The following is a 12707-nucleotide window of genomic DNA, read 5'->3' as shown; positions in this document are numbered from 1 at the left end:
GCCGTGGCGCCAGGGCAGCCCGGACGGCCCGCTGGACGTCGTCTGGACGACCGCCGCGCTCGGCCGGCTCCACGCAGCCGAGCCGCCGCCCGGACTTCCGCCCTGGCTCCCCCGCGTCGGTCCGGACTTCGCCGAGACCGTCGCGGCCCTGGCGCGCCAGGACTGGGGGCCGGGGCCGTTCGCCGCCCCGGCCCGCGACGCCGTACGAGCCCACCTCGCCGACCTCGAGCGATGGACCCGGCGCTATCACCACCTCGCCGGCGCCGCCCGCAGCCGTGCCTGGGTCGCCACCCACGGCGAGCCGGACAGCGGGAACCAGCTGCTGACGCCCCAGGGTCGGCTGCTCGTCGACTGGGAGTCGCTCACGCTGGCCCCGGCCGAGCTCGACCTGCGCACCCTCCTGGCCGCTGGCTCGCCGACCGCCGTCGACCCCGAGATGGTCGAGCTGTTCGACCTCGAGTGGCGGCTCGACGAGATCAGCGAGTACGCCGCGTGGTTCGCCGCGCCCCACACCGGCACCGCCGACGACGAGATCGCGTTCGGTGGCCTGCTCGAGGAGCTGGACCGGTAGTGACCAGCGACACAGGCTCGCTGACCCTCTGACCTGACTAGCCTGGAGACGTTGCGTGGACTCCACCGGGAGCCGCGACGACGCGCAAGGAGCCCACGATGAGCCAGTCCGACGAGACCGCCGCGCCGTACGGCAGCGGACCTGCCGCCGGCACCACCCCCGTCAGGCGGGTCCGCACCCACCACCTGCGCGAGCTCAAGGAGCGCGGCGAGCGGTTCTCGATGCTCACCGCCTACGACCAGAACGCCGCCGCGACGTTCGACGAGGCGGGCATCGACGTCCTCCTCGTGGGGGACTCCGCGGCCAACAACGTCTACGGCTACGACACGACTGTCCCGATCACCGTCGACGAGCTGCTCCCCCTCACCCGGGCCGTGAGCCGGTCGGTGCGGCGCTCACTGGTGGTCGGAGACCTGCCGTTCGGGTCCTACCAGGCCTCTGCCGAGCAGGCGTACGGCACGGCCGCGCGCTTCATGAAGGAAGGCCTCGCCCACTGCGTGAAGATGGAGGGCGGCGTGGAGATGACGGCGCAGATCTCCCGGCTCGCGCACGGCGCGATCCCGGTGATGGCACACATCGGCTTCACCCCGCAGAGCGAGCACGCGCTGGGCGGCTACCGCATCCAGGGCCGAGGTGAGGCAGCCGAGCGGGTGCTGGCCGATGCGCACGCCGTCGAGGACGCCGGGGCGTTCGCGGTGGTGCTGGAGATGGTGCCCGGCGACGTCGCGGCCCAGATCACCAAGGAGCTGACGATCCCCACCATCGGCATCGGCGCGGGCTCGGAGTGCGACGGTCAGGTGCTGGTGTGGACCGACGCCTTCGGCATGCGCGCGGGCAAGATGGCGACGTTCGTCAAGCAGTACGCCGACCTGCGCGGGCAGCTCCTCGCCGCCGCCCGTGCCTACGACGCCGACGTCAAGAACGGGACCTTCCCCGGCCCGGAGCACACCTTCTGACCGTGAGCTGACCTTGAGCGGAACGTGAGCCGGCGATGGGCCTGACAAAAGTCACGGACAACACGTGATGGCTGTGTGAGGCGCTGGCCGGGCCGGTGGGCCAGGCTGGAGCCATGACACAGACCAGCATCTCGGGGACGACCGGCACCGGTGCCGCCGTCGTGCCCGCCCTCCGCCTCGCGGGCGTGACCAAGGACTTCGGCGACGTGCACGCCGTCCGGGGCATCGACCTGACCCTGGAGCCCGGTGAGATCGTGGCCTTCCTGGGCCCGAACGGCGCCGGCAAGACCACCACCATCGACATGATGCTCGGTCTCTCCAAGCCGACCACCGGCACGGTGGACGTCCTCGGCCTCCAACCCCGGCAGGCCATCGCCCGGGGCCTCGTCTCGGCGGTCATGCAGACCGGCGGACTCCTCAAGGACCTCACGGTGCGCGAGACCGTCGCCTACATGGACAACCTGTTCGCCGACACGGCGCCGGTCGACGAGGTCCTGCACACCGCGGGCATCGAGTCGATCGCCGACCGCAAGGTCGGCAAGTGCTCGGGCGGGGAGCAGCAGCGGCTGCGGTTCGCGATGGCCCTGCTGTCAGACCCGGCCCTGCTGCTCCTCGACGAGCCGACCACGGGCATGGACGTCGAGGGCCGCCGTAACTTCTGGTCGGCGATCCGGGCCGATGCCGAGAAGGGCCGCACCGTCCTCTTCGCGACGCACTACCTCGAGGAGGCCGACCAGTACGCCGACCGGATCATCTTGATCAGCCAGGGCAAGATCGTCGCCGACGGCACCGGCAGCCAGATCAAGGCGCTGGCCGCGGGACGCACCGTGCGGGCGACCCTGCCGGGCGCCGACGCCACCGAGCTGTCCGCACTGCCCGGCGTCGAGAGCGTCGACATCCGCGGCGAGGCCGTCTACATCCACGCCAAGGACACCGACGCCATCGCCCGCCACCTGCTCACCACGACCGCGGCCCACGACCTCGAGATCACCGCCCGCGGTCTGGAGGACGCCTTCCTGAGCCTGACCGGCGACGCCCAGGGCGCCCCCGACAGCACCGACTCCACGACCAGCCAAGGAGCGTCGGCATGACCACGCAGACCATCGACCCGAGCACGCGCCGGGTCCCGCCCATGGGCGGCTTCAACCTCACCGTGCTCGGCATCGAGCTGAAGCGGATGCTGCGCAACCGGCGCACGATCGTCTTCACCCTGGTCCTGCCGGCCGCCCTGTTGCTCAGCTTCGGAGGCCAGAAGGGCTGGAACGACAAGGCCGGCTCGGGCAACGTCGCCGCCTACATCCTGATCTCGATGGCGCTGTACGGCGCCGCCCTCACCTCCGCGGCGGGCGGCTCCATGGTCGCCCTCGAGCGCTCGCTGGGCTGGTCGCGTCAGCTGCGGCTGACCCCGCTCAACCCGGTGGCCTACATCGTGATGAAGGCACTGGTCGCGCTCTTCATGGGCGCCCTGGCGATCACGGCCGTCAACATCGTCGGCCTGCTCCAGGGCAAGGCCGTGATGCCGACCCACGTATGGATCGTGGCGCCCTTCGTGACGCTGGTGTGCACCCTCACGTTCGCGGCCCTCGGTGTCTTCATCGGGTACGTCGTGCCCGGCGAGAACGCCATGCAGATCCTCGGCCCCGGCCTGGCCCTGCTGTCGTTCCTGGGCGGGGTGTTCATCCCGCTCGACCAGTACAGCGACGTCGTCCGCCACGTCGCCTACTGGACGCCGATGTACGGCGTCTCCGAGATCGCGAGGTCGCCGCTGACCCACGACCTGCCATGGTTCGCCCTGGTCAACGCCATCGGCTGGTTCGCGATCTTCGTCGCCGGCGCGGCCTGGAGGATGAGCAAGGACACGGCCCGGGTGTGAGCAACCCGTCGAGCATCGAGGCCCCCACCGGGGCGGAGCACACAGCCCCGCGCCGGTGGGGGCTGATGTTCGCCGCCATCTGGCTGTTCTACCTGCTCTCGCCGCTCTCCACGGCCTGGGACCGCGGAGGCGTGCGGGGGGCGGTCGGGATCGTGGCCACCCTGCTGTTCGCGGCGATGTACCTCACCGTCTTCATCGCGATGCGCTGGCGCCGCTTCGGGGCGCCGTTCCGGGCACCGATGCGGGTCTCCCAGGGTCTGGCGGTCGTCGCGGTCCAGGTCCTGCTCGGCATCGTGATGTGCGCGGCGATCGGCCAGGCGGGAGACGCGGCCTCGGTCTACATCGCGGTCACGTGCGTGATGTGCCTGCGGACCCGATGGGCCTGGCTGGCCTCCGTCGTCGTGGCCTTCGCGACGTTCGGTGCCACCATCGTCGTCCCGGACTGGCACAAGGACTGGGGGATCCTCTTCGGGACCCTGGTCGCCACCCTGGCGATCTGGGGCATCTCGCAGTCGATCAACCGCAACATCGAGGTGCTGTCGGTCCGCGAGGAGAACGCACGGCTCGCACTGGACGACGAGCGCAACCGCTTCGCCCGCGACCTGCACGACATCCTGGGCCACTCCCTGACGGTGATCACCGTCAAGGCCGAGCTGGCGAACCGCCTCATCGACGTCGACGTCGACCGCACCAAGGCCGAGCTCGCCGACCTCGAGCGGCTCTCGCGAGACGCGCTGGCCGACGTACGCCGTGCGGTCCAGGGGTACCGCGAGCTCACGCTGCCCGGAGAGCTGGCCCGGGCCCGGATGGCCCTGTCCGCGGCCGAGATCGACGCCGACCTGCCCAACACCACCGACGACGTCCCCACGGATCGGCGCGAGCTCTTCGCCTGGGCGGTGCGGGAGGGCATCACCAACGTGATCCGGCACAGCGGCGCCCAGCGCTGCACCGTCGTGCTCGGCGCCCACGAGGTCGAGGTGCGCGACGACGGACACGGTGCCCAGGCAGCAGGGCACGGCCACGGCCTGACCGGCCTGCGCGAGCGCGCAGCCGCCCTCGGCGGCACCGTCGTCACCCAGTCGCTCCACCCGGGCTTCTCGTTGAAGGTGGTCGTGCCGTGAGCCGGACGCCGCCGATCCGCCTGCTCCTGGCCGACGACCAGGCTCTGGTGCGCGGGGCGCTCTCGGCACTGCTCGGCCTCGAGCCCGACCTGGAGGTCGTCGCCGAGGTCTCGACCGGCGACGCCGTCGTGCCGGCCGTGCTCGAGCACCGTCCCGACGTCGCGCTCCTCGACGTCGAGATGCCCGGCCTCGACGGCATCAGCGCCGCCGCGGAGGTGCGCAGGCTCTCGCCGTCGACCCGCGTCCTCATCGTGACCACCTTCGGCAGACCGGGCTTCCTCCGCCGCGCGATGCAGTCGGGCGCCGACGGGTTCGTCGTGAAGGACACCCCGGCCGCCCAGCTCGCCGACGCGGTACGCCGTGTCCACCAGGGCCTGCGCGTGGTCGATCCCGGACTGGCGATGGACAGCCTCACGATCGGCGACTCCCCCCTGACCGAACGCGAGACCGACGTCCTCCGCGCCGCCGCCGACGGGGCCGCCGTGGCGGTCATCGCCCAACGCGTCCACCTCTCCCCCGGCACCGTCCGCAACCACCTCTCCGCCGCGATCGGCAAGACCGGTGCCGCCAACCGCTCCGAGGCCGTCCAGCTCGCCACCGCCAACGGCTGGCTCTGACGCCCAGGGCTCAACGCGTCGCGAGCGTGACCCCCAGCACGACTGCGACCCAGACGACGAGCCCGGTGACCGCGAGCCACGGAAGTCGTCGCGGACGTGGCACCCACCAGACACAGGCCAGGACGAACAGCACCAGCCACCCGACCACCAACATCGAGACCGCCCACCACCTCAGGACGATCGTGCTCCCGAAGTCGAGGAAGAGCACACACACCAGCCCGATCATCCCGGCGAAGGGCAACGGCGAGATGCGCGCCGGGGCGGGAGGTGGCGCGGGCCGAGAAGGGGGGCGCGGCGTCACTCGGTGGTGCTTCTCTTGGACTGCCCGCTCCAGTCGGTCTCGTCGGTCCACTCCGGGTCGCTGTCCCACGCCTCGTTGCGCTCCTTGGCCTTCTCCAGCGCACGCTGCGCCTCGGCCTCGGTGTCGTAGGGCCCGAGCCGGTCGATGGGCGGACAGATCTCGCCAGGCGTCTTCTCGACCCGGTGGTGCTTGACGCAGAACCAGTACTTGTCCATGCCCCGCAGACTACGGGCGACCTCGGGGCCGACCGTAGACTCGGCCCATGACCTCGACCGCGATCGCACCGGCGCCGATCTCGCCGCGCAGACCGGTCCCGCCGTCCATCGCCCGGCCGGAGTACGTCGACCGCCCGCTGCCCGCGGAGTTCACCGGCAGCGAGGTCAAGGACGCCGAGACGATCGAGCGGATCCGGGCCGCCTGCCGGCTGGCCGCGCAGGCGCGCGACGTCGTCGGCGCCCAGGTCGCCCCCGGGGTGACCACCGACGAGCTGGACCGGATCGGCCACGAGTTCCTCTGCGACCACGGTGCCTACCCGTCGACCCTGGGCTACAAGGGCTTCCCGAAGTCGTTGTGCACCAGCGTGAACGAGGTCGTGTGCCACGGCATCCCCGACGCACGGGTCCTCCAGGACGGCGACATCTGCAACATCGACATCACCGGCTACCTCGACGGCGTCCACGGTGACACCAACGCGACGTTCCCCGCCGGCGACGTCGACGAGGAGACCCGGCTCCTGGTCGAGCGCACCCGCGACACGCTCGACCGGGCGATCAAGGCGGTGAAGCCGGGCCGGCGGGTCAACGTCATCGGACGTGTCATCGAGGCCTACGCCAAGCGGTTCGGCTACGGCGTCGTCCGGGAGTTCACCGGCCACGGCATCGGGACGTCGTTCCACAGCGGCCTGGTGATTCCTCACTACGACGAGCCGCGCTTCGATGACGAGATCCTGCCCGGGATGACCTTCACCATCGAGCCGATGCTCAATCTCGGCACCCACGAGTGGGTGATGTGGGACGACGGGTGGACCGTCGTCACCGCCGACGGTCGGCGCAGTGCGCAGTTCGAGCACACGCTGCTGGTCACCGACGACGGCGCCGAGATCCTGACGCTCCCCTAGGTCCCCCGGCTGAGGTCCGTGACCTGTCGGCGGCATCGCAGAGCTGTCGGCGAGACGTGTCGATCGTCCCCGTCGACCGACGATTCCGGTGCGATCCGGACGTGGCCCGACGTCTTCCATCGCGGGTCCGCCCTTGGAGCGTTCATGACGTCTTGTTGACCCAAGAGGCAGCGGCAGCCCCGTCTTCGCTCATGTTCGTGCATTGCATAAACCTGCAGTTCGTGACTCGTTGACCCTGCTCCTCCTGGATTGCAACTCTTCGCCAGGCCATCTCCCCCCTGATGGCCGGCCCTCGGTCGAGACCCGGCTGGGGATCGCTGACGAGCCCGCACCCTCCAGTGGCCCGTCCGGATGGGCTCCGGCCCAGGATCCAGGAGACGAAAGAGCATGAGTAGGAGACATCTCGGCGGCATCGCTGCCGCCGCGCTCGTCGGGGCGGCCATGGCCGCGCTCCCGCACGGCGCGGTCGCAGCCGCGCCGGCACACTCGCCGAGCGCCCGCTCGTTGGCGGCCAGGTCCGCCCGCGCGCTGGTCGCCAGCCACGCACCAGCCCTCAAGGTCAGCGCCCACGAGGCGTTCCAGGCGCACCCCGTCCTCTCATCGCACGGCATCCAGTACGCGCCCTACGAGCGCACCTACCGCGGCCTTCCGGTCGTCGGAGGCGACTTCGTCGTCGTCACCGACTCCCACGGGCAGATCATCGACACCTCGGTCGCCCAGACCCACAAGGTGCGCCTGCACTCCCTCACCCCGAAGGTGACGAAGAGCACGGCCGTGCGCAAGGCCGGCCGCCGGGTGCCCAACCTCACCCACCACACCCGTCCGCAGCTCGTCGTGTGGCAGCACGACGCGAAGTCCCGCCTCGGCTGGGAGACCCGGGTGACCGGACATCAGGGCGTCGAGCCCTCGATCAAGGACGTCGTCGTCGACGCGCGCAACGGCAAGGTCCTCCAGGCACGCGAGCGGGTCTCCGACGGCACCGGCACCTCGGCGTACGAGGGGCCCAACCCGGTGACGATCCCGACGACCCACTCGGGCAGCACCTACTCCATGACCGACCCGAACCACCCGTCGATCAAATGCCAGGACGCGTCCACCAACACGACGCTGACCGGCACCGACGACGTGTGGGGCAACGGCAACGCCACCAACAAGGAGACCGCCTGCGTCGACGCGATGTACGTCGAGAACGTCGAGAACACCATGCTCTCGGCCTGGGACGGCCGCAACGGCTTCGACGGCAACGGCGGCGGCTGGCCGATCCGGATCGGCCTGGACGACGAGAACGCCTACTACGACGGCACGCAGGTGCAGATCGGCCACAACGAGGCCGGTGACTGGATCCCGGTGCTCGACGTGCTCGGTCACGAGCAGGGCCACGGCGTGGACGACCACACCCCCGGCGGTCTCTCCGGCAACGGCACCCAGGAGTTCGTCGCCGACACCTTCGGGGCAGCCACCGAGTGGTACGCCAACGAGCCGGCGCCGTACGACACTCCCGACTTCACCGTCGGCGAGGAGGTCAACCTGGTCGGCTCCGGCCCGATCCGCTACATGTACAACCCCTCGCTGGCAGGTGACGACAACTGCTACTCGTCGGCCATCCCCAACGAGGAGGTGCACGCGGCCGCCGGCCCGGGCAACCACTGGTTCTACCTGCTCGCGGAGGGCACCAACCCGAGCAACGGCCAGCCGACGAGCCCGACCTGCAACAGCACGTCGATCACCGGCGTCGGCATCCAGAAGGCCGAGCAGATCATGTACAACGCGATGCTGATGAAGACGAGCAACGCGTCGTACCTGAAGTACCGCACCTGGACGCTCACCGCGGCCAAGAACCTCGACCCGACCTGCGCTCTCTACAACACCACCAAGGCCGCGTGGAACGCCGTCTCGGTGCCGGCGCAGAGCGGTGACCCGACCTGCACCGGCGGTGGCGGCACCAACACCGTCACCGTGGCGAACCCCGGCAGCCAGACCGGCACCGTCGGCACCGCCAAGTCGCTTCAGCTGACCGGGAGCGACTCCGCCTCGGGCCAGTCGTTCACCTGGTCGGCCTCCGGCCTGCCCGGCGGCCTGTCGATCAACGCCTCCACCGGCCTGGTCAGCGGCACGCCGACGACGGCCGGCACGTTCAGCTCGACGGTCACCGCGAAGGACACCACCGGCGCCACCGGCTCCGCGACGTTCACGTGGACGATCAGTGGTGGCGGCGGCGGTGGCTCGTGCTCGGGCCAGAAGCTGGTCAACCCGGGCTTCGAGTCCGGCAACACCGGCTGGACCATCACCAGCGGGGTCATCGACAACACCACCGGCGAGCCGGCGCGGTCGGGCAGCTGGAAGGCCTGGCTGGACGGCTACGGCACCACCCACACCGACACGCTGTCGCAGTCGGTGGCCGTGCCCGCCGGCTGCCATGCCACGCTCACGTACTACCTGCACATCGATACGCAGGAGAGCGGCTCCACGGCGTACGACAAGCTGACGCTGACGGCCAACGGAACCACCAAGTCGTCGTTCAGCAACGCCAACCACAACACGGGGTACGCCGTCCGGACGGTCGACCTCTCGTCGTATGCCGGTTCGACGGTGACGATCAAGTGGACCGGCACCGAGGACTCCTCGCTGGCGACCAACTTCGTCATCGACGACACCTCGCTGAACCTCAGCTGATGCCCGGCAACTCGGGACCGGGCATCGGCTGAACCGGCGCCTCACGGCGCCACACCCAGGCCGCCGGGCCGACCTCCTCACCAGGTCGGCCCGGCGTTCTGACGCCCGGGGCGTCTCGGACGGGTGACAGGCCCTACGATGTCCAGCGCGGAGGGGTTGGTCGGGCGACCGCGCCACCTGTCAGGTATGAGCTGGTATGAACAGGTGTCGAGGAAGGTCCGGGCTCCCCAGGGCAGGGCGGTGGGCAACACCCACCCGGAGCGATCCGCGGGACAGTGCCACAGAGAACAGACCGCCGGCACCTCGGTGCCGGTAAGGGTGAAACGGTGGTGCAAGAGACCACCAGCGACCCGGGCGACCGGGTCGGCTTGGCAAACCCCGCCCGGAGCAAGGTCGAACAGCGCACGCTCGAGGGCTGCCCGCCCGAGTGCGCGGGTGGACCGCACGAGGCCGCCGGCAACGGCGGTCCGAGATGGATGGTCGCCGAACGGAACGTCGCAAGGCGTCCGGGAACAGAACCCGGCCTACAGACCAGCCCCTCCGCCCCAGGTCTCTGATGCGGTTATGCGTTCAGAGGGCATCTACTGTGCCCATTACCGTGCCCACGATTTTCACTCCTGGTCCAGTTCGAGGGGATCCGGAAGTTCGACCTACGCCGCAGGCCACAGCGGAGGCGGCTCTAGGAGCTTCTTCTGCGCAAGGGCCAGCCCGACGAGCTGATCGACCGGATCGACGGCGCCCTCCTCGTCGACCTCTGGGACCTGACTTGGCTCACGGTTCGCGGCTGAGCGACTCGGCAGGCTCCTGACCTGCGGGTTCGTGTTCGGGTAGGACGAAGTGTGTGCACTAATCGGTGCCCGTATGGTGCGGTTTCGTGGCGTACGTGCGCGAGGTGAAGACCGCGTCCGGCGCGACGGCGGTCCAGATCGTGTGCTCCTCGCGGCGTGGTTCACGCACGATCGAGCACCTCGGGTCGGCCCACGACGAGCGTGAGCTTGAGGCGCTGAAGGTAGCCGCTGTGCAGCGGCTCGCGGCCGGCCAGGACGAGCTCGACCTCGGCCTGGTGCCCGGTGATCAGGGGCCGGTGGAGATCGTCGCGACGCGGATGGGGCACCTGTGGGACGCCCTGAGCCGCGCCTACGACGCGCTCGGCTTCGACGAGGCGGCCCGTGGTGATGAGGTGTTCCGGCAGTTGGTGCTGGCGCGGATCATCGGGCCGACCAGCAAGCTGGACAGCCTGCGCGTGCTGGAAGAGACCGGGGTCGCGGCGACCTCGTAGGCGACGTTGAAGCGTCGGCTGCCGGTCTACGGCACCGAGGACTGGCGTCAGAGCCTTGCTGCGGCGTGTGCGAAACGCGCGGCGCTGGGGCCGGCGAGCTTGGTGCTCTAGGACGTCACCACGCTCTACTTCGAGACCGACAAGGCTGACGGGTTCCGTGAGTCAGGGTTCTCCAAGGAGCGCCGGCTCGAGCCGCAGATCACCGTTGGGTTGTTGACCGGTGCTGCCGGGCTTCCGCTGATGGTCGAGGCGTTCGAGGGCAACAAGGCGGAGACGCTGACGATGCTCCGCACGATCCGGTCGTTGATGAAGGCCCACCAACTCGAAGACGTCACGATCGTCGCTGATGCCGGGATGGTCTCTGAGGCCGACCGCGAAGCCATCGAGGACGAGCACCTGTCCTACATCATCGGCGCCCGGATCCCCGAGGTCTCGTGGTGTGTAAAGGACTGGCGCAGCCGCCACTCGACGGTGACGCTGCGGTGCCCGAGGACCAGCAGGTCTTCACCGCACCGTGGCCGGCCACCGATGCGAAGAGGGCCACCGGTCGTCGGGACAAGGTGACCTACTACCAATACCGCCACGACCGGCCCGCCGCACGCTGCGCGGGATCGACGAACAAGTCGGGAAGGCCGAGAAAGCCGTCGCCGGGAAGACCGCGGTCAAGCGGAACCGGTTCGTGAAGCTCACCGGCAGCACCAAGCCCGTGAACCGGGACCTGGAAGCCAAATCCCGTGCCCTGGCAGGGTTCAAGGCCTACATCACCAACATGGTCGACCCCGACCCGGAGACCGTGATCGGTGCCTACCACCAGCTGTGGCGCATCGAGGCCTCGTTCCGGATGTCCAAGCACGACCTACAGGCCCGCCCGACCTATCACCGCAAACGTGAGTCGATCGAGGCCCACCTGTCGGTGGTGTTCGCAGCGTTGGCGATCACCCGGCCGATCGAGGACCGGACGGGCTGGTCGATGAAGAAGTGCCTCACCACCACCCAGCGCTATCGCACCGTGCAGATCCGCCTCGGCAGCCAGGTACTCACCGCCGAGGACCCGCTACCGCCGGAGCTCCGCGACGCCCTCGCGCTCATCAACTGAGCTCGATCAGGTGCGCACTAGATTGAGCCAACTCGGGTCATACCCGGGATTCGAGTGTGTCTCACCCGAAGGAAGACCCGCGGACACGCACTCGGTCCGTACCCGCTGCGGGGGCGAGACACGCTGACCGCACAAGTGAGTCGACTAGACCGGGACCCACGAGTTGTGACGGCAATCCGGCCGGTCGGAACTTAGGACGCGTGTCACACCGAGGACGGCGCCTCTTTCGGCCTCACTCCGCGACCGAAGTAGATGTCCTCGACGACGTCGCGAATATCGGAATCCGTGGGAAGCCCTACGTGGGCCAGCTCGCCGATGTCCATGACCAATACCCGATCGGCGATCGAGAGAGCTAGGTCAACGGACTGTTCCACCATAAGCACCGTGCAGCCGTCCTCGGCCTTGATTCGTCGGATCGACTCCATCACGTCGTGGACGATGGACGGGGCGAGGCCCGAGAAGGGCTCGTCGAGGAGGAGTAGGTGGGGCCGACCGATCAGCGCTTGGGCGATCGCCAGCATCTGCTGCTGACCACCGCTGAGGTGCCCGGCAACGTCTCGTCGCTTCATGAGGAGCACCGGGAACCGCTCGTAGGCGCCCTCCAGCCGGGCGGCGACCTCCTTGTGGCCGAGCCGGTGGGCGTAGGCGCCCATGCGGAGGTTCTCCTCGACCGAACGCCGCTTGAAGACTCGCTTGTTCTCCTGCACGAAGCCGACACCCCGCTTGGTGCGCTGGTATGCCGGCTGCTTGCGCACGGAGGCACCGGAGATCCTGACGTCTCCTGACGCAATCGGCAGGAGCCCCGCGAGGGTCTTGAGCAGGGTGGTCTTGCCGGCGCCGTTGCGGCCCAGCAGCACTGTGATGCTCCCGCTCTCGACGGCGAAGGAGACGTCGCGGACGACGGTCAGGTCGCCGTACCCGGAAGAGACATGCTCCAGCTCGAGGACTGCGTCGGTCACGAGAGGACCTCCTGCTCGGCGAGCGCCGGGTCGACCTCGCTGGCGGCGTACTGACCGAGGTAGTGGTGCAGGACCTCGGGGTGCTGGGCGATCACCTCGGGAGCGTCGGCCACGACGAGCTTGCCCTGCGACAGCACGACCACC

11 protein-coding genes, 1 other RNA gene and 1 pseudogene are annotated in these 12707 nt (G+C 69.6%); 10 read left to right on the top strand and 3 right to left on the bottom strand.

Going from position 1 to position 12707, the window contains the following annotated elements:
* The 6 genes from VHW64_RS15885 to VHW64_RS15860 form a co-directional block, all read left to right on the top strand.
* On the top strand, positions 1–571 hold a 571-nt coding region (locus VHW64_RS15885; RefSeq protein ID WP_329651550.1), incomplete at its 5' end, for a phosphotransferase.
* 98 nt (positions 572–669) lie between these two features.
* Positions 670–1527 (top strand): 3-methyl-2-oxobutanoate hydroxymethyltransferase, encoded by an 858-nt coding sequence (gene panB / locus VHW64_RS15880; protein ID WP_329651549.1) that lies wholly within the window; start codon positions 670–672, stop codon positions 1525–1527.
* A gap of 113 nt (positions 1528–1640) precedes the next feature.
* Positions 1641–2618, top strand: a complete 978-nt coding sequence (locus VHW64_RS15875; protein WP_329651548.1) for an ABC transporter ATP-binding protein — start codon at positions 1641–1643, stop codon at positions 2616–2618.
* The gene (locus VHW64_RS15870) at positions 2615–3400 is read left to right on the top strand and encodes an ABC transporter permease (RefSeq protein ID WP_329651547.1); all 786 of its coding nucleotides are present in this window, start codon (positions 2615–2617) and stop codon (positions 3398–3400) included. Before VHW64_RS15875 ends, VHW64_RS15870 begins: the two co-directional genes overlap by 4 nt.
* Positions 3397–4521, top strand: a complete 1125-nt coding sequence (locus VHW64_RS15865) for a sensor histidine kinase (RefSeq protein WP_329651546.1) — start codon at positions 3397–3399, stop codon at positions 4519–4521. The genes VHW64_RS15870 and VHW64_RS15865 overlap by 4 nt, the downstream gene beginning before the upstream one ends.
* The gene (locus tag VHW64_RS15860) at positions 4518–5138 is read left to right on the top strand and encodes a response regulator transcription factor (protein ID WP_329651545.1); all 621 of its coding nucleotides are present in this window, start codon (positions 4518–4520) and stop codon (positions 5136–5138) included. Before VHW64_RS15865 ends, VHW64_RS15860 begins: the two co-directional genes overlap by 4 nt.
* Positions 5139–5148: 10 nt before the next feature.
* Here the strand turns inward: VHW64_RS15860 and VHW64_RS15855 are convergent, their stop codons facing one another.
* On the bottom strand, positions 5149–5364 hold the full coding sequence (locus tag VHW64_RS15855) for a hypothetical protein (RefSeq protein ID WP_329651544.1): 216 nt from the start codon (positions 5362–5364) through the stop codon (positions 5149–5151).
* 71 nt (positions 5365–5435) lie between these two features.
* Positions 5436–5654, bottom strand: coding sequence for a hypothetical protein (locus VHW64_RS15850; RefSeq protein WP_329651543.1), 219 nt, complete (start codon positions 5652–5654; stop codon positions 5436–5438).
* Between the two features lie 47 nt (positions 5655–5701).
* Here VHW64_RS15850 and map point away from each other — a divergent pair, with 47 nt between their 5' ends.
* From map to VHW64_RS15830, 4 genes and pseudogenes are all read left to right on the top strand, one after another.
* Entirely contained in the window at positions 5702–6556 is an 855-nt protein-coding gene (map, locus tag VHW64_RS15845; RefSeq protein ID WP_329651542.1) for a type I methionyl aminopeptidase, read from the top strand.
* A gap of 387 nt (positions 6557–6943) precedes the next feature.
* Positions 6944–9229: a M4 family metallopeptidase gene (locus VHW64_RS15840; protein WP_329651541.1), complete on the top strand. Its 2286-nt coding sequence runs from the start codon at positions 6944–6946 to the stop codon at positions 9227–9229.
* 152 nt (positions 9230–9381) lie between these two features.
* An RNA gene (rnpB, locus tag VHW64_RS15835) (RNase P RNA component class A) lies at positions 9382–9772 on the top strand.
* Positions 9773–10103: 331 nt separating this feature from the next.
* A pseudogene (locus VHW64_RS15830) lies at positions 10104–11604 on the top strand (IS1634 family transposase).
* 203 nt (positions 11605–11807) lie between these two features.
* Here the strand turns inward: VHW64_RS15830 and VHW64_RS15825 are convergent.
* Positions 11808–12563, bottom strand: coding sequence for an ABC transporter ATP-binding protein (locus tag VHW64_RS15825; protein ID WP_329651540.1), 756 nt, complete (start codon positions 12561–12563; stop codon positions 11808–11810).
* Between the last annotated feature and the right edge of the window lie 144 nt (positions 12564–12707).

It is taken from the genome of Nocardioides sp. (assembly GCF_036267815.1).
In the GTDB taxonomy this organism is placed as follows: Bacteria; Actinomycetota; Actinomycetes; order Propionibacteriales; family Nocardioidaceae; genus Nocardioides.
Note: the sequence above shows the minus strand (reverse complement) of the source record. Positions and strands in the feature narration are given on the sequence as shown.